We start from the raw sequence: 22,954 nt of genomic DNA on the forward strand, positions 1-22,954 counted from the left end.
CACGGTGCGCACGACGCGGCCGCCCACCGGGGTCAGCCGCCCGAGACGCTCAGCTCGGCCTCGTGCAGGTCGCGGCGGAAGTCCTCCGACAGCTCGCGCGAGTCGAGCCAGCCGTACGGGAGGATCGGGCGCTTCGGCGACCCGGCCCGCCCGCGCTGCCCCTCGGCGGCCTCGCCCGGGTACGGCTGGTCGAGGTCGAGCGCGGCGAGCTTGTCGTCGAGGTCGGCCATCGACGTCACGAGCCCGAGCCCGGCACGCGCCTCGCCACCGACGACGTAGCCCTTGAAGTACCAGGCCATGTGCTTGCGCATCTCGCGCAGCGCCTTGCCCTCGTCGCCGAAGTGCTCGACCATCAGCTCGGCGTGCCGCCGCACCACGTGCGCGACCTCCCCGAGGCCCGGCCGGATGCGCTCGTCGGAGCCCGCGAACGCCGCCGCGAGGTCCGCGAACAGCCACGGACGCCCCTGGCAGCCGCGCCCGACGACGACGCCGTCGCAGCCGGTGTGCGCGACCATCGCGAGCGCGTCCTCGGCGGACCAGATGTCGCCGTTGCCCAGCACGGGGATGTCGGTCACGGCCTGCTTGAGCGTCGCGATCGCGTCCCAGTCGGCCGTGCCCGAGTAGTAGTCGGCGGCCGTGCGGCCGTGCAGTGAGACCGCGGCGACGCCCGCGTCCTGCGCGGTGAGCCCCGCCTCGACGTACGTGAGGTGGTCCTCGTCGATGCCCTTGCGCATCTTCACCGTGACGGGCACGCCCGCGGGGCGCGCGGCGTCGACGGCGGCACGCACGATCGCCGAGAAGAGGTCCCGCTTCCAGGGCAGCACCGCTCCCCCGCCGCGACGCGTCACCTTGGGGACCGGGCAGCCGAAGTTGAGGTCGACGTGGTCGGCGAGGTCCTCCTCGACGAGCATCCGGACCGCCGCGGCGACGGTCGCGGGGTCCACGCCGTACACCTGCACGGACCGCGGGACCTCGTCGGGCTCGAACGAGATGATGCGGAACGACTCGGGGCTGCGCTCGACCAGCGCGCGGCTCGTCACCATCTCGGCGACGTAGAGGCCCGCGCCGGACTCGCGGCACAGCCGCCGGAACGCGGCGTTGGTCACGCCGGCCATCGGGGCGAGCACCACCGGGGTGTCGACGGTGATCGGCCCGATGCGCAGCGGCGGCAGCACCGCGCCGGCGCCGGGGCGCGCGGGAGCCGCGGGTGTCGTCGTGGTCATCGGGCCATTGTCGCACCGGCGGCACGGGACCCGGCGTCCGGGCGCGACGCACGACCCCGCGGGAGCGCTGCGGCCCGCCGGCACCGGGCGCCGGGCGGCGTCCGTCGGGCCAGCAGCCAGCCGTTCTCCGGCGCGACGCCCGCCGGCGCGAGGCATCGGGCGGCCTCCGTCAGGCCAGCAGCCAGCCGTTCTCCTGCGCGATCCGCACGGCCTCGGCCCGGGTGCGGCCGCCCGTCTTGCCCATCGCGGCCGACAGGTAGTTGCGGACCGTGCCCTCGGACAGGAACGTCGCACGCGCGATGTCCGCGACCGTGCCCCCGCCGGCCGCCGCGACGAGCACGTCGCGCTCGCGCTCGGTCAGCGGGCTGCTGCCGACCGCGAGCGACTCGACCGCGAGGTCGGGGTCCACGACGCGCAAGCCGCGGTGGACCCGGCGCACCGCGTCGGCGAGCTGCTCGGCGGGCGTGTCCTTGACGACGAACCCGCTGGCGCCGGCGTCGAGCGCGCGGCGCAGGTAGCCGGGCCGCCCGAAGGTCGTCACGACGAGCGACCGGCACGTCGGCAGCCGGCGGCGCAGCTCGGCGGCGGCCGTGATGCCGTCCAGACCGGGCATCTCGACGTCGAGCAGCGCGACGTCCGCGCGCGCGTCGCGGGCGGCGGCCAGCACCTCGTCGCCACGACCGACCTGCGCCACGACGGTGAGGTCCGGCTCGAGGTCGAGCAGCGCCGCGAGCGCGCCGCGCACCAGGGCCTGGTCGTCGGCGAGCAGCAGCCGGATCGGGTCCGTCATCGAGCGGTGCTCCCCTGGGTCGTCACGAGCAGGCGGTAGCCGCCGAGCGGGCCGCGCGTCGCCTCGACGCGGGCGCCGGAGCGGCGCGCACGCTCCGCGAGCCCGTGCAGCCCGTTGCCGGGACGCCCGTCGACCGGTCCCGCACCGTCGTCGTCGACCGTGAGCGTGTCCGCGGTGATCCCGACCCGCACGCACGTCGCGCCCGAGTGCCGGAGCACGTTCGTCGTGCCCTCGCGCACCGCCCACGCGAACAGCACGCGCAGGTCGTCGGGCACGTCGTCGACGGCGCCCGGGACCTCCGCCTCGATCCCGGCGGCGTCGAACGCCTGCCGCGCGCCGGCGAGCTCGCCCGCGAGCGTGACCGCGCGCGTCGCCGTGACCATGCCGCGGACGTCCGCGAGCGCCGATCGGGCGAGCTGCTGCACCTCGAGCATCTCGGCGCGTGCCCGCTCGCCGTCGACGTCGAACATCCGCGCGGCGAGCTCCGCCTTGACCGAGATCACCGTGAGGCTGTGCCCGAGGATGTCGTGCATGTCGCGCGCGATCCGCTCCCGCTCGCGCTCGACGGCGAGCACCGCGACCTCGTCGCGCGCGAGCTGCAGCTGACGGTTGCGCTGGACGAGCTGCGTGAAGCCGAAGACGGCGACGGTCGCGAGCACGATGGACAGCACCAGGTCGTCGATGGTCTCCCAGCCGGCCACGACCCGCGGCACCACCATCGCCAGGACGACCATGCCCAGCGCGACGGCGAGCGCGCGCAGGTCCCGCAGGAGGAAGACCGCGCTCACGCTCACGAACACGAGACCGACGAGACCGTCCTGCTCCGCCGCCACGCACGCGAGCGCGACGAGGGCGAGCTGACCGCCGAGGAACGCGAACGCCCGTCCGGTCGCCATCCGCTCGCCGCGGGGCCCGGCGTGGGTGAGCACGACCCACACGAAGGTCAGGGACAGGAGCGCGATCGCGACGAGGGACACGACGCGGGCCGGTCCGGGCGGGCTGTCCCACGCCGACTGCCAGGGCTGCAGGAGGAAGACGGCCCAGACGACACCCATCGTGGGACCGACGACACGCATGACCCGGTGCGTGCGGCTCGCCAGCGGGTTCTGGGGCTCGCCCGACGCGTCCGGCACCCCCACCGACCACAGACCCTCCCGCAGCGCCCAGTGCTGGGGGCCGAAGGGTCCCCACCGTCCGTGCGCCCGTGCGGGCCGCTCGTCGTCCGGTCGGGTGGTGCCGCTCACGGCGCCCACCGTACCGAGCCGACGAGCGGCCCCCGGGGCGGGTCCGGACGTCACACGCGCGCCGTGTCGAGGCGGAACCGCCACACGGCACCGCCGACGAACACCGCGGCCCACGCGACGACGTTGACGACGGCCCACACGCTCACGTCGCCCCCCGTGAGCGGCGCGCGCACGATCTCCGCGAGGCCGTACGTCGGGATGAAGCGCGCGATCGTCGCGAACACGCCGTCCCCGAGCGGCATGAACAGCCCGCCCGCGAACGCCAGCAGCGCGAGCACCGGGCCGAGCACCTGCATGACGTTCTCCGCCGGGAGCAGGTAGCCCATGAAGAGGCCGAACGCGGCGAACACCGCCGAGCCCGCCCACGCGAGCACGACCGACCAGACGAGCGCGGAGCCGCTGATCTCGGCGCCGCGGGCGAGCCCGGCGACGAGCGTCACGAGGATCGACGCGAGGCCCAGCACCATCGCGACCGCGACCTTGGTCAGCACGTAGGCGGCGGGCCGCAGCGGCGTGAGCCGGAGCTGCCGGCTCCACCCCTGTGCACGCTCGATCGACACGCTCGCGCCGCCGCTCGTGGTCGCGAGGATCGCGCCGTACAGGGCCATCGAGAGCATGACGTACGCGGTGACGTTGCCGTTGCCGACCGACTGGTCGAGGTACGCGCGCTGCGTCCCGAACAGCAGGAAGAACACCGGCGGCATGACGAGCGTGAAGATCACCGTGCGGCGGTTGCGCAGCAGACGTCGCAGCTCCGTGCGCAGGTAGACGGGCTGCAGCAGGCGGGCCCGCGGACGGGCGGCGACCGCGGCGGGCGCGGCCTTCGTGGTGGTGAGCGTGCTCATCGGGTGCTCCCGGAGGTCGTCGTGGCGGTGGTGTCACCGGTGAGGGCGAGGAACGCGTCCTCGAGGCCGAGCGCGGTGATCTCGACCTCGGTCGCGTCGGTGCGCGTGAGCAGGTGACGCGCGAGGTCGTCGGAGGCGGTCGTGCGCAGCAGCACGCGGTCGCCGCGGTGCTCGACGTCGGTCACGCCGGGCAGCGTCGCGAGCGCGTCGTCGGACGGCGCACCGCCGCGGAACGCGGCCGAGACGACGCGTCCCGACGCGAGCGCCTTGACCTGCGCGGCCGACCCGTCGGCGACGACGCGGCCGTGGCTCACCAGGACGACGCGGTCCGCGTACGCGTCCGCCTCCTCGAGGTAGTGCGTCGCGAACACGATCGTGCGGCCGCGCGCCGCGTCGGCGCGGATCGCGTTCCAGAAGTCGCGACGCCCGCCCACGTCCATGCCCGTCGTCGGCTCGTCCAGGATCAGCAGGTCGGGGTCGGGCAGCAGCGCCAGGCCGAACCGCAGGCGCTGCTGCTGACCGCCCGAGCACGACCCCACGCGACGGTCGGCCGCATCGGTGAGGCCCGCGCGCACGAGCACGTCGTCGACGTCGTGCGTCGAGCCGAAGAACGACGCGGTCAGCGCGAGCGTCTCGCGGACCGTCAGGTCCTTGAGCAGGCCGCCGGTCTGCATGACGGCGGACACGCGGCCCGCGGCGATCGCGGCGGCGGGGTCCAGCCCCAGCACGCGCACGCTGCCCTCGTCGGGCCGGGCCAGCCCGAGGACCATGTCGATCGTCGTCGTCTTGCCGGCCCCGTTCGGGCCGAGGAACGCGACGACCTCGCCGGGGCGGATCGTGAGGTCGAGGCCGTCGACCGCGCGGACCGTGCCCGCGGACGACGTGAACGACTTGCGCAGGCCGCGCAGCTCGAGCGCGGGCGGCACCGCACCGCTCGGTGCGGGCGTCGGGATGGCGTCGGTGGTGGTCATGACGACGATCGTTCCGCGGCCGCACGGCGCGGACCCCGGCCGCCCGTCACCACCTCGGCATGACGGATGTCATGCGCCGGCCCCCGCAGAGCACAGGGACGTCGCCGCACGTCAGGTCGCCGAACAGGCGCCGGTCGACTCCCTCCGCCGCTACCGTGAGGCCGTGCGTCCCGCCCGCGGCCGTCACGCCGCCTCCGCCGTCGCCGTCGCGGTCGTCCTGCTCGCCGGGTGCGCCCCGACGGGCGAGACGCGCGAGATCGGCCCCGGTCTGGTCGCCGCCGACCCGTCGCCGCCCCCGGTCACCGAGAGCGGCGCCGAGGACCGTGCCACGCATGACGCGGGCGACACCGGAGTGATCGGGCCGGGCGTCGTCGCTGCGGAAGCCGCGGACGGGCCGGTGGTCGAGCAGCTCGACCTCGGCGTCGTGCGCGGCGTCCACCTCACCCTGCGGCCCACGTCCGACGGCGCCGAGGTGGTCGACGCGTCCGGCACCGTCGTCGTCGGCCCGACCGCCGCCCGCGACGACGCCCCCGGGACGGTCGGGGCGACCGGCGTCGTCGGGGGTGAAGCGCTCGTCCAGGTCGGGACGGTGCCCGACCGGTTCGGCGACGGCCGCGTCTTCTACACGGTGCTCAGCGGCCTCGGGCGCGGCACGCACGCGTTCGAGGTCCCGACATTCCGGCTGCCGGGCGACGACCGCTCCTGGTACGTCGTCGTCGTCCCGGACCTGCGTGGTTCAGGACTGGCCGATACGACGAGCGGGATCGCGTTCGCGGGCGCGGACGGCGTCCTCGGGTGCGCGAGCAGCGACGTCCCGCGCGAGTGCGGCATCGGCGACGAGGAGGTCGCCGACGTCGAGCTCCTGCTGCGACAGCCGCCGGCGTGACCGTCGTCGGGGCGGCGCGTCGTCCGTCCGACGACCGCCCCGACGAGACGCGCGGTGCGGTCAGGCGCCGATCAGGTGCTGCGCGAGGTAGCCGGCGACCTTGTCGAGCGCGACGCGCTCCTGCGTCATGTCGTCGCGGTGCCGGATCGTCACGGCCTGGTCCTCGAGCGTGTCGAAGTCGACCGTGATGCAGAACGGCGTGCCGATCTCGTCCTGGCGGCGGTAGCGACGACCGATCGCCTGAGCGTCGTCGAAGTCGACGTTCCAGTGCTGGCGGAGCTCGGCGGCCAGGTCGCGGGCCTTCGGGGAGAGCTGCTCGTTGCGGGACAGCGGGAGGACCGCGGCCTTGACCGGCGCGAGGCGGTGGTCGAGCTTGAGCACGACGCGCTCGTCGACGCCGCCCTTGGTGTTGGGCGCCTGGTCGACGGTGTATGACTCGACGAGGAACGCCATGAGGGAGCGCGTGAGACCCGCGGCGGGCTCGATGACGTACGGCACGTAGCGCTCGTTCTTGGCCTGGTCGAAGTACGACAGGTCCTGGCCGGAGTGCTGCGAGTGCGTCGACAGGTCGAAGTCCGTGCGGTTCGCGATGCCCTCGAGCTCGCCCCACTCGCTGCCCTGGAAGCCGAACCGGTACTCGATGTCGACGGTGCGCTTCGAGTAGTGCGAGAGCTTCTCGGCGGGGTGCTCGTAGAGGCGCAGGTTGTCGCGGCTGATGCCGAGGTCGACGTACCAGTCGGTACGCGTGTCGATCCAGTACTGGTGCCAGGTCTCGTCGGTGCCGGGCTCGACGAAGAACTCCATCTCCATCTGCTCGAACTCGCGCGTCCGGAAGATGAAGTTGCCGGGCGTGATCTCGTTGCGGAAGGACTTGCCGATCTGGCCGATGCCGAAGGGCGGCTTCTTGCGCGACGCGGTGAGCACGTTCTGGAAGTTCACGAAGATGCCCTGCGCGGTCTCGGGCCGCAGGTAGTGCAGGCCGGACTCGTCCTCGACGGGGCCGAGGTACGTCTTGAGCATCATGTTGAAGTCGCGCGGCTCGGTCCACTGGCCGCGCGTGCCGCAGTTCGGGCACGCGATCTCGGCGAGGCCGCCCTCGGGCGCGCGGCCCTTGCGCTCCTCGAACTCCTCGATCATCTGGTCCTCGCGGAACCGCTTGTGGCACGAGAGGCACTCGGTGAGCGGGTCGGTGAAGACGCCGACGTGACCCGACGCGACCCACACCTGGCGGGGCAGGATCACGGACGAGTCGAGGCCGACGATGTCGTCGCGGCGCGTGACCATCGCGCGCCACCACTGGCGCTTGATGTTCTCCTTGAGCTCGACGCCGAGCGGGCCGTAGTCCCACGCGGAGCGCGTGCCCCCGTAGATCTCACCGCTGGGGAACACGAAGCCACGGCGCTTGGCCAGGGAGACGACGGCGTCCAGACGGGAAGGTGCGGCCACGGGCGATCACTCCAGTGCGTGAGGCGCCCACGGCTGGGTGTCGCGGGCGGTGGGGGCCGTGGCGGGTGCCACGGCAGGCGAGCCCCCAGGCTACCGGCCCAGGAGCGACGCGCCGCACGGCGTTTTTGACAACGGTTCTCGTCCAACTGAGAATGATCGTCATGCTCTTCGCCCGCCCCCGGCGCCCCCTGCTCCTCGTGCCCGCCCTCACGCTGCCCGCACTGCTCGCCGGGTGCGGGACCACCGCCGCGGCGGACGACGACACCGTGCACGTCCTCGCGTCGTTCTACCCGCTGCAGATGGTCGCGCAGCAGGTCGGCGGTGACCGCGTGAGCGTCGAGTCGCTGACTCCGCCCGGCGCCGAGCCGCACGACGTCGAGCTCTCCCCCGCCCAGGTGTCGCACCTCGACACCGCCGACCTCGTCGTCTACCTGTCCGGCTTCCAGGCCGCGGTCGACGACGCCGTCGCGCAGACCGCGCCCGCGCACGTGCTCGACGCCGCCGACGTCACGCCGCTGATGTCCGACGAGGGCCACGAGCACGAGCACGAGGAGGGCGACGACCACGACCACGGCGGCCTCGACCCGCACTTCTGGCTCGACCCGTCGCGCATGCCGGCCGTCGCCGACGCCGTCGCCGAGCAGCTGACGGAGCTCGACCCCGACGGCGCCGAGGAGTACGCCGCCAACGCCGCCGCGCTGTCCGAGCGGTTCGCCGCGCTCGACGAGGCGTACCAGGCCGGGCTCGCGGAGTGCTCGATCCGCACGTTCGTCACGTCGCACACCGCGTTCGGCTACCTCGCCGACCGGTACGACCTGCACGAGGTCGGGATCTCCGGCATCGACCCCGAGGCCGAGCCCTCACCCGCACGCCTCGCCGAGGTGTCCGACGTCGTCGAGCAGGAGGGCGTCACGACGATCTTCTTCGAGACGCTGGTGAGCCCCAAGGTCGCCGAGACGCTCGCCGCCGACCTCGGCGTCGACACCGCCGTGCTCGACCCGATCGAGGGGCTCGCCGACGAGGACGCGGACTACTTCTCCGTCGCCGAGGACAACCTCGAGGCCCTGCGCGTGGCATTGTCCTGCTCGTGACCCTCGGCACCACCCCACCGCTCGCCGTCGAGGCGACGGGCCTCGACGTCACGCTCGGCGGCCGCCGCATCCTGGCCGGCGTCGACCTCGCGGTCGAGCCCGGTCAGGTGCTCGCGCTGCTCGGCGCCAACGGGTCCGGCAAGTCGACGCTCGTCCGCGCGCTGCTGGGCGTCGTCCCGACCAGCGCGGGCAGCGTCCGGCTGTTCGGCGCACCGCTCGGCCCGTCCGCCCCGTGGCACCGCGTCGGCTACGTCCCGCAGCGCATGCCCGCCGCGTCCGGCATGCCCGCGACCGCGCTCGAGGTCGTGACGTCCGGCCTGCTGCACGGCCGCCGGCTGCGCCCCGCGCACGGGGGCCGCCGCCGCGCGCTCGCCGCGCTCGAGTCCGTCGGGCTCGCGGACCGCGCCCACCGACGCGTCCAGGAGATGTCCGGCGGGCAGCAGCAGCGCGTCCTCATCGCCCGCGCGCTCGTCCGCGACCCCGACCTGCTCGTGCTCGACGAGCCGACGTCGGGCATCGACATCCCCACGCAGGCGACCTTCGTCGACACCGTCGCACGGCTGCACACGGCCGGCACGACCGTCGTCGTCATCCTCCACGAGCTCGGTCCGTTCGCCGGGCTCATCCAGCGGGCCGTCGTCCTGCGGCACGGACGCGTCGCGCACGACGGGCCCCCGCCCGCCGCGCGGCCCGAGCACGCGCACGCCGACCACGACCACACGCACGCGCACCCCGACCCCGAGCCGCCGCCGACCGGCCCCACGATCACCGTGGAGGTGACCCCGTGACCTGGGACCTGGTCGTCGAGATGCTCACGTCGCCGCTCATGCAGCGCGCACTGCTCGCCGCCGTGCTCGTCGGTGCCGCCGCACCCGTCGTCGGGACGTTCCTCGTGCAGCGACGCATGGCGCTCATGGGCGACGGGATCGGTCACGTCGCGCTCACCGGTGTCGCGCTCGGGTGGCTCGTCGGGTCCTGGGCCGGCCTCGTCCCGCAGGACGCGCTCGCCGTGCCCGGAGCCGTCGTCGCCGCCGTGGTCGGGTCGGTCGTCATCGAGCTCGTCCGCGAGCGCGGCCGCACCAGCGGCGACCTCGCGCTCGCGCTCATGTTCTACGGCGGCATCGCGGGCGGCGTGCTGCTCATCAAGGTCGCCGGCGGCACCAACGCGAACCTCATCAGCTACCTGTTCGGCTCGATCTCGACCGTGTCGACCACCGACCTGTGGTGGACCGTCGCGCTCGCCGCTCTCGTGCTCGGCGTCGGGCTCGGGCTGCGCACCGCGCTGTTCGCGGTGAGCCACGACGAGGAGTTCGCGCGCGCCAGCGGCATGCCCGTGCGGCTCCTGTCGATGCTCGTCGCGACGATCGCCGCGCTCACCGTGACGATCGCGATGCGCGTCGTCGGCCTGCTGCTGGTCAGCGCGCTCATGATCGTGCCCGTCGCGATCGCGCAGCTCTACGCGCGCTCGTTCGCCCGCACCATGACGCTCGCGAGCGTCATCGGGGTCGTCGTCAGCGTCGTCGGCCTCGGTCTCACCTACTGGCAGGACATCCCGCCCGGCGCGACCATCGTCGTCCTCGCGATCGTCGTCTACACCGTCGCCGCCGCCCTGCGCCCCGCGCTCCAGCGGCACCGCCCCGACGACGACCCGCACCCCGACATGGTCGACGACGTGCTCATCGTCGACGACGTGTGCGACGAGCCCGTCCGCACGGTCGCCGCACCGGCCGGCGCCACGCACGCGACGGCCTCGACCCCGACACCGGCCGGCAGGGCCGGGGGCTCCCCACGACCGACCCCCGGGACCGACGACCCGGCCGGTGGCGCGCGCGCGACCTAGGATCGGCGCGTGGACGACGACCCCATCTCGGCGTTCGGGCTCGCGACCGTGCCCGTCGGCATCGCCGTCGTCCTGCTGTTCTTCGTCGTGCTGGCCCGCTCGCACGCGACGTACTGGGCCGGGCGCGGCGTCACACGCGGCGCGCAGTACGTGCACGACTCCGACCGGGGCTTCGCGTGGTGGCGGTCGACGATGGAGCACCTCGAGCGCTGGACCAGCACGCGTGCCGCCCAGCGCGGCCTCGACCTCGTCCGCCGCTGGGGCGCCGTCGCCGTCACGCTCGCGTACCTGACGGTCGGCCTCCAGACGGCGGTCTTCGCGTCGGCCGGGCTCATCCGCATGCGCTACCTGCGGTTCACGCTCGCGTCGATCCCCGGCTCGCTGGCCTGGGCCGTCATCTGGGCGACCGTCGGCTTCGGCGCCGTCTGGGCGGGCGTGCGCCTGTTCGTCGCGTCGCCCGTCGCCGCGATCGCCGTCGTCCTGCTGCTGGCGGTCGCGATCGGCTGGGGTGTGCGACGACGGCTACAACGCAACGCCGCCACCGCGCAGCACGAGCCGGCACACCCGGGTCGGCACGCCGCCGAGAGCGACGCCTGACCCTCGCATCGTCAGGAGGCCGCGTGCTCCTGCGAGACGCAGAACTGGTTGCCGTCGGGGTCCGCGAGGACGACCCACTGGAAGCCCTCGTGCTCGTGCCGCCCGACGAGCGTCGCGCCGTCGCCGAGCAGGCGGTCGACCTCCGCGTCCCGGTCCGCCGCCGCGAGGTCCACGTGCAGGCGGTTCTTGCCGGGCGTCGGGTCCGGCACCTTCTGGAACGCCAGCACCGGTCCCCCGGCCGTCGACGGCAGCACCATGACGTACCAGCCGTCGCTGTCGTCACGCACGGTGCCGCCCGTCTGCCGGGCCCACCAGTCCGCGAGCGTCGTCGCGTCGAGCGTGTCGAAGGTCACCATCGCGGGTCGCAGCGTCATGGCCGGAACCGTAGCGGCCCGGTCCGACATCCCCGCAGGCGAGGGCGGCGCGGACACGGCGCCGGGGCGTCGCACCGCCCGCCCCGCCCGCGCTGGCGCCGGCTCAGGCGGGCGTGCTCCCGGGCTTGTCGACCGCTCCCCCGTACCGACGGTCGCGCCGCGCGTACGTCTCGACCGCGCGCCACAGGTGCCGCCGGTCGACGTCGGGCCACGGCTCGTCCAGGAACACGAGCTCGGCGTACGCCGCCTGCCAGAGCATGAAGTTCGACGTGCGCTGCTCCCCCGACGACCGCAGGAACAGGTCGACGTCGGGCAGGTCGGGCTCGTCGAGGTAGCGCGCGAACGTCTTCTCGTTGATCCGGTCCGGCTTGAGCCGCCCCGCCGCGACCTCGCGCGCGATGGCCTGCGCGGCGTCGGCGATCTCGGCACGACCGCCGTAGTTGACGCACATCGTGAGCGTGCACGTCGTGTTGTCCTTCGTGAGCTGCTCGGCCTCCTCGAGCTCGGAGATCACCGACCGCCACAGCCGCGGGCGGCGGCCCGCCCACCGCACGCGCACGCCCCACGAGTTCATGAGGTCCCGGCGTCGTCGCAGCACGTCGCGGTTGAAGCCCATGAGGAACCGCACCTCGTCGGGCGAGCGCGACCAGTTCTCGGTCGAGAACGCGTACGCGCTCACGTACTCGACGCCGATCTCGATCGCCCCCGCGACGACGTCGAGCAGCGACGCCTCCCCCGCCCGGTGCCCCTCCGTCCGCGGCAGCCCCCGCGCGTTCGCCCACCGCCCGTTGCCGTCCATCACGACGGCCACGTGCTTCGGCACGAACTGCTTCGGGATCGCCGGGGCGCGCTCCCCGGACGGGTGCGGGTACGGGGGCACGGGAGTCGGCACGCCCACATTCTGCCCGTTCGGCAGACCGCGGCGGTGTGGCGTCACCGCCTCCGACCAGCGCGGGCACGGGTCCGGCACAGCCACGGGCGTGCGCCGGACGTCAACGGGACCGTCGGTCGTCGCCGGCGGCGACGGTCAGACGCGCTCGACCAGCGGGAGCGAGCGGAGCTGGCGTTCCAGGTGGAACTGGCAGAACGCGGCGACGAGCCCGTTGCCCTCGCCACGGTGCCGCTCGGCGCTCGCGTCGGCCACCGACCAGTCGCCCGCGAGCAGCGCGGCGAGCAGCACGAACGTCTCGGGTGCGGGGGCGGCGGCTCCGGGCGGACGGCACGCGCCGCAGATGGCACCTCCGGACGCGACCGCGAAGGCGTGGTGCGGGCCCGGCTCGCCGCAGCGCGCGCAGTCGGTGAACGACGGCGCCCAGCCCGCGACCGCGAGCGCGCGCAGCAGGTAGGAGTCGAGCACCAGGCCGGGCGCGTGCTCACGGGTCGCGAGCGCACGGACCGCGCCGACGAGCAGCCAGTACTGCTGCAGCGCGGGCTCGTGCTCGGCCTCGACGAGCCGCTCCGCGGTCTCCAGCATCACGGTGCCCGCGGTGTACAGCGCGTAGTCCTCGCACACCGGGCGTCCATAGGCACCGAGCGTCTCGGCCTGCGTGACGATGTCGAGCGAGCGGCCCGTGGAGAGCTGCACGTCGACGTGCATGAACGGTTCGAGCCGCGACCCGAAGCGCGACGACGTGCGGCGCACGCCCTTGCCGACGGCGCGTACCTTGCCGTGGCTGCGCGTCAGCAGGGTCACGATGCGGTCGGCCTCACCGAGCTTGTGGGTGCGCAGCACGATCGCCTCGTCGCGGTAGAGGCTCACCGGGCCATTCTCCCCCGCGGGTCCGACACGACGCGCGCAGGGCCGCCCGGACGCGCCGGACGGCCCTGCTGCGTCGCTCGGGCGACGGGCGCGATCAGCGCTCGTACCGGTTGACCGCCGAGATGATCGCCTTGAGCGACGCCGTCGTGATCGACGGGTCGATGCCGACGCCCCACAGGATCTGCTCGCCGATCGCGCACTCGACGTAGGCCGCGGCCGACGCGTCACCGCCGGACGACAGCGCGTGCTCGGCGTAGTCGAGGACCGCGACGTCGATGCCGATCCCGCGCAGCACGTCGACGAACGCCGCGACCGGGCCGTTGCCGGAGCCCTCGTGCGTGCGGACCTCGCCGCGGTCGACGAGGTCCACGACGAGTGAGTCGGGCCCGTCCTCGGAGCTCGTGGCACGCGTGCCGCGCAGCTTGAGGCGCCCCCACGGCGGCGTCGCCGAGCCCGGCTCGACCGGCAGGTACTCGTCCTCGAAGATGCGCCACAGCTCGTCGGCCGTGACCTCGGTGCCGTGCTCGTCGGTGTGCTTCTGCACGACCTGCGAGAACTCGATCTGCAGGCGGCGCGGCAGGTCGAGGTCCTTCTCGGACTTCATCAGGTAGCTGATGCCGCCCTTCCCGGACTGCGAGTTCACGCGGATGATCGCCTCGTACGAGCGGCCGACGTCCTTCGGGTCGATCGGCAGGTACGGCACCGCCCAGACCAGGTCGTCGACGGTCTTCCGCTCGCGCGCGGCCGTCGCCTCCATGGCCGTCAGGCCCTTCTTGATGGCGTCCTGGTGCGAGCCGGAGAACGCCGTGAAGACGAGGTCGCCGCCGTACGGGTGCCGCTCGGGCACGGGCAGCTGGTTGCAGCGCTCGACCGTGCGCCGGATGTGGTCGATGTCGGAGAAGTCGAGCTGCGGGTCGATGCCCTGGCTGAACAGGTTCATGCCGAGCGTGACCAGGCAGACGTTGCCGGTCCGCTCGCCGTTGCCGAACAGGCAGCCCTCGATGCGGTCCGCGCCGGCCAGGTAGCCGAGCTCGGCGGCCGCGACGGCCGTGCCGCGGTCGTTGTGCGGGTGCAGCGACAGGATCACGTTGTCGCGGTACCGCAGGTTCCGGCTCATCCACTCGATCGAGTCCGCGTAGACGTTCGGCGTCGCCATCTCGACCGTCGCCGGCAGGTTGACGATGACCTTCTTGTCGGGCGTCGGCTGGAGCTCCTCCAGCACCGCGTTGCAGATCCGCACCGCGAACTCGAGCTCCGTGCCGGTGTACGACTCGGGGCTGTACTCGTAGAACACCTCGGTGTCCGGGACCAGCTCCTCGTACTTCTTGCAGAACCGCGCACCCGAGACGGCGATGTCGACGATGCCGTCCTCGTCGGAGCGGAACACGACCTCGCGCTGCAGGGTCGACGTCGAGTTGTACAGGTGGACGATCGCCTGCTTCGCGCCCGCGATCGCCTCGTACGTCCGCTCGATCAGGTGCTCACGCGCCTGCGTCAGGACCTGGATGACGACGTCGTCCGGGATCCGGCCCTCCTCGATGAGCATCCGGACGAAGTCGAAGTCCGTCTGCGACGCCGACGGGAAGCCGACCTCGATCTCCTTGAAACCCATCTGCACCAGCAGCTCGAACATCTCGAGCTTGCGTGCGGGGTTCATCGGCTCGATCAGCGCCTGGTTGCCGTCGCGCAGGTCCACCGCGCACCAGCGCGGCGCCTGCGTCATGCGCTTGTCCGGCCAGGTGCGGTCGGGCAGGTCGACGCGGATCTGCTCGTGGAACGGCCGGTACTTGTGGACCGGCATCGGCGACGGCTGCTGGGGGCTCGTCTCGAGATGGCTCATGGGTGACGCTCCTTCGTGGCGGTGCGGCTGGGGCGGCCGGCGCACAGGGAACACCGCGACGAGGATGCGGCCTCTACAGGGCCTCGCCGCGGCGACGAAGGAGGAGGGTGCGAGCGAGCACGTCGTCACACTACCCCCACGGCCCGGCTCCCCGGCAAACGCAGCCGGACGGCGGACGCGTCATCGCAGCGCGGTCAGCGCGTCGTCCGACACGACGTACAGGTGCGCCCCGAGCTGCACCACCGTGCGCGCCCCGGGCGGCAGCGGCGCGACCCACTCCGGCGCACCCGACCGCAGGTCCAGGGCGACGAGCGCCGACCCGTCACCCGGCGACGTGCGCTGGACCACGACCAGGCGGCCGTCCGAGAACACCGGCCCCATGCCGAGCCCGAAGGTCCGCCGCCACACCGTCCGCCCGGACTCCACGTCGAGCCCGACGAGTGCACCGGCCGCCCGCAGCACCACCCGCCCGCCGGCGTCGACCGCGATCTCGCGCGCCGGCGTCAGCGCGTGCCACTCCGGGTCCGTGCGGCCCGGCGCGTACGCGCGCACCCGGCCTCCCATCGGCCCGCCCGCGAGCACGCTCGACGTGAAGACCAGCTCCGACGACCCGTCGGTCACGGTCGGCTCGACCGGGACGCCGCGCGTCGTCAGCCAGGGCTCGCCGTCGCCGTGCGACAGCTCCGACACGACGTCCACCCCGACCGCGTGCACCCGGTACCGCGTCCGCACGAGCGTCCCGTCCGACAGCAGCGCCGTCTCGTCGGTGCCCGTCGCGTCGGCCGGCGGCGGCACCGGCACGCCGTCGTCCAGGTGCACCACGAGCGTGCTGCCCTCCGCCGTCGCGACGACCAGTCCGCCACCCACCGACACGCGGACGCGCGACGTCGACGCCGCGGGGAACGCCGACGGCCGCGTCGCGACCCAGCGGACCTCGCCCGTCGCCGGGTCCGTCCGGCGGATCGTCAGGACGCCGTCCGCGATCGCCGCGAGCACGACGTCGCCGTCGAGCTCGTCGTCCGTCGCGAGCGACACGACCCGACCGGGTGTCGTCGCACGCCGCAGCACCTCGCCCGTCGCGGGGTCGAGCAGCACGAGCGCCGCCGCGTCCCGCGTCGGCGCCAGACCCGACCGCGTGGCGACGCGCTCGTCGACCTGGTCGGGCCCGAGCGTGCACGCGACGCTGCCCTGCACCTCGAGGCACCGCACCTCCGCCGGCCGCGGGTCGGCGCCCAGCGGCCGCTGCCAGCGCACCGCCCCCGTCACGACGTCCAGGCCCGCGAGCGACCGGTCGTCCGGGCCCGGTCCCGTGGCGACGACGACCGTGTCGCCCACCAGCAGCGGCGGCACGCGGTCGTCGACCGTCACCGTCCACCGGACCGCCGGGGCGGCCGACGTCCGGATCGCGCCCGCGAACGCCCCCGGCCGCAGGACCGTGCTCCGTTCGTGCGCCGTGACGAGGCTCGGCGTCGTCACCGCGAGCGTCACCGCGAGACCCAGCGAACCGACGAGGACCGCGACCGCGCGCCAGGGGCTGCGCGCCCGCCAGCCCGCCCACGCGCTCCCGAGCCGGGCGGCGCGCTGGAAGCCTGACGGCGGGCGCGCGTGCGTCCCGGCGTCGGCCTCGTCGACCTCGTCGAGAGGGACGCGCTGCAGCGCAGGGCCCGGCCCGGCCGCCCCCATGCGTTCACGGTAACCCCGCGGTCCGCCCGTCCGGGAGGCCCGCCGCGGCGGCGCCAGGACGGCTCCCCTCACCCCAGGACGAGCGCCTGGTCCGCCGTCCGGGCGACGAGCACGCCGCCGAAGCCGTCGATCCGCTGCACGCGGCCCGGGAGGTCGAGCGCCCAGTAGCGCACGCCGTCGTCGAGCCCGAGGCCGACGAGCTGTGCCGTGCCGTCCGGCGCCAAGCCGGGCGCGAGCACCAGCGCACCGTCCGTCAGCGGCGTCCACGGCATCGGGTCGCCCGCGTCGGACACCCAGCGGACCCGGCCGTCGGCGGCGTCCACCACGCCGAACCGCGTGAGGCCCGACACCAGCAGGCGCTCGGAGACGCGCGCCCGCACGTCGAGCATCGTGTCCGTCGACCACCGCACGCGGCCCGTCCCGGCGTCCACGCCGCGCAGCCGGGACCCGTCGTCCACGACCAGCACGTCCGCCGTCGTGCCGTCGTCGAGCGCGAAGGGCACCGGCAGGCCGTCCACCTCGAAGCGCTCCGTACCGTCCGGGCCGTGCACGTGTCCCCCGCCGACCGTCGCCCACGTCGCGAAGCCCTCCTGCAGCGCCACGACCTGCAGGTTCCGGTACGGCGCACCCGTCGTCAGGACGGCACCGTCGTCGACGTCGAGGACCGTCGTGACGACACCCTCGACGACCACCACGTCGCGCGCGATCTTCGCGTCGGCGACCCGGCTCAGCGTGATCGACTCCAGCACGTCGGGCGTCGTGAAGGTCCAGCGCACCTCGCCGCCGACCCCCGCGCGCCGCTCGGCGACCGCGTGGCCCGCGTCGTCGAGCGTCACCAGCACCACGTCGTCGCCCACGCGGCCCGCCTCGACGAGCGCCTGGTCGACCTCCCAGTCCCCGACCTGCTCGCCGTCGGCCGCGTCGAGCGCGACGACCCGGGTGTGGGCCGGCTCGTCGACCGACGCGTCGTCCGAGTACACGACACGCGGCTCCGTCACCAGGCACACGACGAGCCCGCCGACGTCCTCCCCGCGGGACGGGCACGCGACGAGGCTGCTCTCGAAGCCCGAGACCTGCACGGGCGCCAGGTCCTGCGACCACAGCGCGGTGCCGTCGGTCGCGTCGTGCGCGGTCACGAGCCACCGGCCGTCCTGCGCCGAGACGAGCACCACCGTGCCGTCGGCGGACACCACCGCGCCGCGGTGCGGGGCGGCAGGCGCGGTCCAGCGGACCGTCGGGACGCCGTCGAGCGGCCGCACGAGCCCGGGCACCGCGCCGACCCGCTCGACGAACTCGCGGTCCCGGGCGACGCCCGCAACGACCGTCACCACGACGGCCACCACCGCGACGGCGCCGACCGGCCACCAGCGACGGACCAGCCGCCCGACGGAGACCCGGGCAGCCGGTGCCGAGGACGGTTCGACGAGCGCGGAGACCGGGTTGTTCTCGTGGTCCGGGCGGCGGGGAGCGGCGGGCGACTCGTCCACCTCGACGAGCTGCATCCGCGCAGCCGATCGCCTCCCGGCCATGAGGCCGACTCTAGGACACGGCCGACGACTCCGGCGCCCGGACCAGACGCATCCAGCAGTCGCCGAACACGACCGTCGCACCGACCCGCAGACGGACCTGGTGGTCGACCTGGCACACGACCTGGCCGCCGCCCGGGAGGGTCACGACCGTGCCGTTCGTCGAGCCGCGGTCGGCGACCCACACACCGGCCGGCTCGACGCCGACCTGCAGGTGCGTCTTCGAGACGGAGCGTGCCGGGTCGACGACGCGCACGAGCTGGACGTCCGCGACGGTCGCCGGGTTGCGCCCCACGAGCGCGGTGCGCTCGACCGTCAGACGCCGCCCGTCGCTCAGCTCGAACTCGGCCGTGGTCGGCACGGTCCGCGGGCGCGCCGGTGCGACACGCACGTCGGGCCGGCGGGGTGCGGGCCGGGTCAGCTCGAGCTCCGGGTCGAGGCCGCTCACCGGGACGGCCGGCGCCGACGCGGCGGCGGCAGCCGCGCGCACGATCGGCAGCGCGCGCGTGTCGAGGTCCGGGCCGCTGCGCGCGGGCGTGACCGGCGCGAGGACGAGCGACGGCGCGTCGTCCTCCAACCACTCGGAGAGCTGCTCCGTGCCACCCGTCTGGGCCGCCGCCCACCGCGGCACGCGCACCGGTGCCGTCACGGTCGCAGGCTCGGGCGCGCCGACGGGGGCGGCCGCCGCCTGCGCTCCGGCCGCCGCACCGTCCCACGCGTGCACGCCCTGCGGACGCGCGAGCCCGGCGCCGCGCACGACCAGGACCTCGTCACGCGCGACCAGGTCGTGCCAGCCGCGACGACGGCCCGTCCGGTCGAGCAGCGGCGAGAGCAGCACCACGACCTGCCCGACGCCGAGGACGAGCGCACCCGCCGCGACCACGAGCCCGCGCACGAGCACGCGCCCGACGCCGATCGGCCGGCGCGTCTCGACGTCGAGGGTCCGGATCCCGAGCGCGAACCGGCCGAGCGTCGCGCCCGTCCGGCCGTGCAGCACCCACTGCGCCGCCCCCACGATCGCCATGACCGCGATCCCGACCGCGACACCGACCCCCGCCGCGGGCGGCGGCTCGCCCGTCGCCGCCGCGCGCGCCGTCGCGAGCCACCAGGGCAGCACGAGCCAGCCGCCGAGCGCCACCGCGACCGCCGCGTCGATCACTCCGGCGACGAACCGTCGACCGAGGCCCGCGGGCGGCTCGTCGGCGGGCACCGCCGACCGGAACGGCGGGTGGATCGGGGCGACGGGCTGCACGTGGACTTCCTCGGGTCGGGCGGTCGAGCGGTGGCACGGGGACGGGGTCGAGCGAGCCGCGCCGGGGACCCGGGCGGCGGGGTGCGGCGGTCAGGTGCCTCGGGAGCCTGAGCCCGGACCCGCGGCCCGCCGACCGCGTCGCCCGGGCGGACCCGAGGCCGCCGACGCACCCACGGCCCGCGCGCGGCGCCGGCCGGCGCGCAGCGACGCCGTCGACAGGCGGGCCCGGACGCGCCGACGCCAGCCCACCGTACGGGTCATGGCGCTCACGGCCGCCTCGACGCGCTGCCAGTAGGCGGCGGCGTCGGCGTCGGTCGGCTCGGCCGCCGCGAACACGGCACGGTCGGCGTGACCCGCGAGCTCGTGGACCGTCGCCGCGACGGCGGCCGCCTGCGGGCCCGGCGCGTCGGCGAACGCGTGCGCGAGCGCGCGCGCGCCCTCCTGACGGGTGGCGAGGTCGGGGACCGGGCGGCGCAGGTCGTGCGCGTGGTCGACGACCTCCTCCCAGCCGCCCGCGACGCGCCCGACCGTGTCCGCCCGACGGCGACGACGGCGGCGGCGGCGCGCCTTGAGGACGCCCACCACGAGGAACGGCAGCAGGACGAGCACGACCGGGATCGACGCGATCCCCGCGATCCGGGCCACCAGACGCCACACGGCGTTGCCGTCGGCGTCGTCCTGGGGGTCGTCCGTCGTCGGCTGCTCGGTGTCCTCGTCGGGCGGCGTCACGGCGTCCGGCGGCGGCGGGGGCGGCTGCACGACCTGCGGGTCGGGCTGCGTCGGCGCCTGCTGCTGGTCCTCCTGCGGCGTCTGCGTCGGCGGCGGGGTCGGGTCGAACGGCACCCAGCCGTAGCCCGTGAACGCGATCTCCACCCAGGCGCGGATGTCGTCGCCCGTGAGCTCGACCGGCTCGCCGCCCGACGGCTCGGGCTCGAAGCCGAGCACGACGCGTGCGGGCAGCCCCATCTCGCGGGCCAGGAGCGCGAGCGCCGACGCGTACTGCTCGCCGTCGCCGACCATGAGGTCGCCGCCGAGCAGGGCCGTCATGCGGAACGCGCCGTGCCCTGAGAGCGACGGGTAGTCCTCGGGTGCGACGCCGTGGCTGAAGTACCCCTTCTCGGAGAGCCACTTCGTGAGCGCGGTCGCGACCTCGGCCGGGTCGCCGGCGTCGCGCGCGACGTCGGGTGCGGTCACGGCGACGACGTCGGGTGCTCCGACGACCTCCGGGAGCGTGACGGCCGCCGCAGGGGCAGCCCCGACGTGGGACGGTTCCGGCGTGGGCGGGACGACGACGTCCACGTCGTACGTCAGACCCTTGCGGACACCGCCCACCAGCACCGCGGCCCCGGTCGCGTCGTTGTAGCGCAGCGCGCCCGACGACGCGCCCAGGTCGAACGACGTCGCCATGCCGACCGTGGGCAGCCAGACGCCCGAGAGCGCCCCGATCTCGACCTCGACCTGGGCCCGGTCGCCGTCGACCGACGGCTCCAGCACCTCACCGACCCGGCGGAACTCCCCGGACGCGTCGGCCGAGCCGTCCCCGGAGACGTTCCAGACGACCCCGTCGTAGCGGTCCATCGTCGCGAGCCGCACGCGCGCACCGTCGGGCAGCCCACGCACGGTCAGCAGCGTCGTGTCCTCGCCGAGCTTGACGAAGTGCCGGAACGCCGAGAGCGGGCTCGGGTAGTCGCGCGGGTCGAACGGCGGCACGATCTCGTCGCGCACGACGTACCGAGGCGTGTCGCCGACCACGGCGGGCGCTCCGACGACGCCGGCCGCGACGGCGACCGCGACGAGGGAGCCGAGCGCCACGACGCGTCGCGGGCGCAGCAGACCGGTGCGCGCGGCGGCCCACGGCAGCAGCGCGAGCACCGCGACCGTGCCGGTGAGGGCGGGCGGCGGCACGGGGTCACGCGTGCCGAGCACGGTCACGGCGACCATGACGACGAGCGGCACGACCGCGCCGAGCGCGGCGACGGCCGGGCGGCGCACGCGCACCGCGAGCGTCACGGCGACCGCCGACCCGACCAGGGCGAGCAGGTACGCCGCGACGAGCAGCGACCCGCTGGTGCCGACCGGCGGCTGCAGCGTCAGCACCTGCTTCCACGTCGACGCCGCTCCGCGCGCGAGCTCGACCGCGGTCCGCGCCGTCGGCACGACGCCCGCGATCGTCGTCGAGGGGGCCGCGAGCGGACCGCCCGCGAGCAGGTACGTGAGGGTCAGCACGGCGACGGTCACGGCCGCCGACCAGCGGCGGGCGGCGGCGGCCAGCGCGACGCCCGCACCGAGGACGAGGCCGCCGACGATCGCGGGCAGCGCCGCGAGGCCGCCGTACACGGCGAGCAGCGGCAGGAGGACGAGCGCGAGCACGCCGACGAGCACGACGACGTCCACCGTCGCGGCGCGCGCGGGACGCACACCGATCACCCGTCGGGGGCTCACGCGACCACCCGCCGGAGCATGCGCGGCAGGTCGGACAGCGCCCCGGCGGTCGCCATGCTGAGCGTGCCCTGCGTGCGGACGGCGACCTCGGCCCCGCGCCGGCAGCGCACGACGACCGTGCGCGTGCCCGTCGGGACGTGCCGCGCACCGAGCCGCAGCGTCGCGTCGTCGACCGCGGACCCCGTCACGAGGATCGCGACCGACACGTCGGGCGTCTCGCGCGCGACCCGGCGCCCGAGCAGGGCTGCACCCGCGCCTCCCTCGGCCTGCGTGAGGCGCGCGCAGTCGTCGAGCAGCAGCGGCGGGGTCTGCACGCGCAGCGCACCCGGACCGGCCAGCACGGCGATGTCGCGCTGCTCGCGGATCGTGTGGACCGCGAGGGACGCCACCACGGACACCGCGAGCTCGAACTCGTCGTCGTCCGCGTAGTCGCGCGGGTCCGTCGCGAGCGCGATCACCGTCTGCGTCCGGCGGGTGTCCTCGAACTGCTTGACCATGAGCGAGCCGCGGCGCGCGGTCGTCCGCCAGTGGATGTACCGACGGTCGTCGCCCGCGACGTAGTCGCGCAGCGCGTGGAAGGACAGGTCCGAGTCGGACAGGTCGCGCGTCGACTGGCCCTCGAGGTCGCGCAGCACGCCCGAGCCCGAGCCCGTGAGCCCCACGGTCAGGGGGTGCACGAACAGCTCGACGGGGGACGTCCAGCGGACGCTGCGCCGCACCAGGCCGAACGGGTCGCCGCGCACCGAGCGGACCGGCCCCACGACGACGACCGCGCGCCGCGACGTCGGCACCGCGAAGAGCTCGTCGTGCGACGCGCCCGGCGCGAGCCCGGGCACCCCGAGCTCGGCGACCGACGAGCCGACGGGGAGCTCGATCCGGGCCGGCAGCGAGCGCCGCCGCCCCGCGTTGCGCACCTCGACACGCCCGACGGCGCGCTCCCCCACGCGGACGCGCCGGTCCGCGAGGTCGAGCACGACGCCGAACCGCGACCGGCCGAGCACCATGAGCCCGGACACGACGAGGACCGCCGCGAGCGCGGCACCGACGGCCGCCGCCTCGAGCCAGCCCAGCCACCGGCCCACGACGAGCCCGAGGACGGCGACGACCGCCGTCCCCCAGCCGAGGGGCGAGATGCGCACGGACAC

At 75.0% G+C, this 22,954-nt stretch carries 20 protein-coding genes; 5 read left to right on the top strand and 15 right to left on the bottom strand.

Annotated features, from left to right (window positions below):
• Positions 1-32: 32 nt before the first annotated feature.
• From dusB to GXP71_RS08545, 5 genes are all read right to left on the bottom strand, one after another.
• A complete protein-coding gene (gene dusB / locus GXP71_RS08525) occupies positions 33-1,223 on the bottom strand; it encodes a tRNA dihydrouridine synthase DusB (RefSeq protein WP_162352311.1) in 1,191 nt (396 codons plus the stop codon).
• A gap of 169 nt (positions 1,224-1,392) precedes the next feature.
• Positions 1,393-2,013, bottom strand: coding sequence for a DNA-binding response regulator (locus tag GXP71_RS08530; protein ID WP_162352312.1), 621 nt, complete (start codon positions 2,011-2,013; stop codon positions 1,393-1,395).
• Complete coding sequence (locus tag GXP71_RS08535; RefSeq protein WP_162352313.1) at positions 2,010-3,257, bottom strand: sensor histidine kinase; 1,248 nt, start codon at positions 3,255-3,257, stop codon at positions 2,010-2,012. Before GXP71_RS08535 ends, GXP71_RS08530 begins: the two co-directional genes overlap by 4 nt.
• Before the next feature lie 50 nt (positions 3,258-3,307).
• The gene (locus GXP71_RS08540) at positions 3,308-4,102 is read right to left on the bottom strand and encodes an ABC transporter permease (RefSeq protein ID WP_162352314.1); all 795 of its coding nucleotides are present in this window, start codon (positions 4,100-4,102) and stop codon (positions 3,308-3,310) included.
• A complete protein-coding gene (locus tag GXP71_RS08545; RefSeq protein WP_162352315.1) occupies positions 4,099-5,073 on the bottom strand; it encodes an ABC transporter ATP-binding protein in 975 nt (324 codons plus the stop codon). The genes GXP71_RS08540 and GXP71_RS08545 overlap by 4 nt, the downstream gene beginning before the upstream one ends.
• A 163-nt stretch (positions 5,074-5,236) precedes the next feature.
• Here GXP71_RS08545 and GXP71_RS08550 point away from each other — a divergent pair, with 163 nt between their 5' ends.
• On the top strand, positions 5,237-5,959 hold the full coding sequence (locus tag GXP71_RS08550; RefSeq protein ID WP_162352316.1) for a hypothetical protein: 723 nt from the start codon (positions 5,237-5,239) through the stop codon (positions 5,957-5,959).
• A 60-nt stretch (positions 5,960-6,019) separates the two neighbouring features.
• On the opposite strand, the gene GXP71_RS08555 is transcribed toward GXP71_RS08550, so the two are convergent.
• Positions 6,020-7,405, bottom strand: coding sequence for a glycine--tRNA ligase (locus tag GXP71_RS08555; RefSeq protein WP_162352317.1), 1,386 nt, complete (start codon positions 7,403-7,405; stop codon positions 6,020-6,022).
• 161 nt (positions 7,406-7,566) lie between these two features.
• Between GXP71_RS08555 and GXP71_RS08560 the strand changes: the two genes are divergently transcribed.
• From GXP71_RS08560 to GXP71_RS08575, 4 genes are read left to right on the top strand one after another with little or no spacing between them, the layout of a single operon-like run.
• A complete protein-coding gene (locus GXP71_RS08560) occupies positions 7,567-8,496 on the top strand; it encodes a metal ABC transporter substrate-binding protein (RefSeq protein WP_162352318.1) in 930 nt (309 codons plus the stop codon).
• Complete coding sequence (locus tag GXP71_RS08565) at positions 8,493-9,284, top strand: metal ABC transporter ATP-binding protein (protein WP_162352319.1); 792 nt, start codon at positions 8,493-8,495, stop codon at positions 9,282-9,284. The genes GXP71_RS08560 and GXP71_RS08565 overlap by 4 nt, the downstream gene beginning before the upstream one ends.
• A gap of 20 nt (positions 9,285-9,304) precedes the next feature.
• Positions 9,305-10,336, top strand: a complete 1,032-nt coding sequence (locus GXP71_RS08570; RefSeq protein ID WP_238402733.1) for a metal ABC transporter permease — start codon at positions 9,305-9,307, stop codon at positions 10,334-10,336.
• A 9-nt stretch (positions 10,337-10,345) separates the two neighbouring features.
• Positions 10,346-10,933 (top strand): DedA family protein, encoded by a 588-nt coding sequence (locus GXP71_RS08575; protein WP_162352320.1) that lies wholly within the window; start codon positions 10,346-10,348, stop codon positions 10,931-10,933.
• 11 nt (positions 10,934-10,944) lie between these two features.
• Here the strand turns inward: GXP71_RS08575 and GXP71_RS08580 are convergent, their stop codons facing one another.
• From GXP71_RS08580 to GXP71_RS08620, 9 genes are all read right to left on the bottom strand, one after another.
• Positions 10,945-11,307 carry a VOC family protein gene (locus GXP71_RS08580; protein WP_162352321.1) on the bottom strand — a complete coding sequence of 121 codons (363 nt, stop codon included), beginning with the start codon at positions 11,305-11,307 and terminating at the stop codon, positions 10,945-10,947.
• Positions 11,308-11,410: 103 nt separating this feature from the next.
• Positions 11,411-12,199 (bottom strand): isoprenyl transferase, encoded by a 789-nt coding sequence (locus tag GXP71_RS08585; protein ID WP_370521000.1) that lies wholly within the window; start codon positions 12,197-12,199, stop codon positions 11,411-11,413.
• Between the two features lie 135 nt (positions 12,200-12,334).
• Positions 12,335-13,066 (bottom strand): DNA repair protein RecO, encoded by a 732-nt coding sequence (recO, locus tag GXP71_RS08590; protein ID WP_162352323.1) that lies wholly within the window; start codon positions 13,064-13,066, stop codon positions 12,335-12,337.
• A gap of 94 nt (positions 13,067-13,160) precedes the next feature.
• Positions 13,161-14,906 (bottom strand): 2-isopropylmalate synthase, encoded by a 1,746-nt coding sequence (gene leuA / locus GXP71_RS08595; protein ID WP_162352324.1) that lies wholly within the window; start codon positions 14,904-14,906, stop codon positions 13,161-13,163.
• 180 nt (positions 14,907-15,086) lie between these two features.
• Positions 15,087-16,589 (bottom strand): PQQ-binding-like beta-propeller repeat protein, encoded by a 1,503-nt coding sequence (locus GXP71_RS08600; protein WP_162352325.1) that lies wholly within the window; start codon positions 16,587-16,589, stop codon positions 15,087-15,089.
• A gap of 68 nt (positions 16,590-16,657) precedes the next feature.
• On the bottom strand, positions 16,658-18,118 hold the full coding sequence (locus tag GXP71_RS08605) for a PQQ-binding-like beta-propeller repeat protein (RefSeq protein ID WP_162352326.1): 1,461 nt from the start codon (positions 18,116-18,118) through the stop codon (positions 16,658-16,660).
• Positions 18,119-18,128: 10 nt separating this feature from the next.
• On the bottom strand, positions 18,129-19,367 hold the full coding sequence (locus tag GXP71_RS08610; RefSeq protein ID WP_162352327.1) for an RDD family protein: 1,239 nt from the start codon (positions 19,365-19,367) through the stop codon (positions 18,129-18,131).
• A 90-nt stretch (positions 19,368-19,457) separates the two neighbouring features.
• The gene (locus GXP71_RS08615; RefSeq protein WP_238402686.1) at positions 19,458-21,809 is read right to left on the bottom strand and encodes a transglutaminase-like domain-containing protein; all 2,352 of its coding nucleotides are present in this window, start codon (positions 21,807-21,809) and stop codon (positions 19,458-19,460) included.
• A complete protein-coding gene (locus GXP71_RS08620) occupies positions 21,806-22,948 on the bottom strand; it encodes a DUF58 domain-containing protein (RefSeq protein WP_238402687.1) in 1,143 nt (380 codons plus the stop codon). The genes GXP71_RS08615 and GXP71_RS08620 overlap by 4 nt, the downstream gene beginning before the upstream one ends.
• Positions 22,949-22,954 lie beyond the last annotated feature (6 nt).

Origin of the sequence: Cellulomonas sp. H30R-01, from assembly GCF_010119915.1 — a bacterium.
Taxonomy (GTDB): Bacteria; Actinomycetota; Actinomycetes; order Actinomycetales; family Cellulomonadaceae; genus Cellulomonas; species Cellulomonas algicola.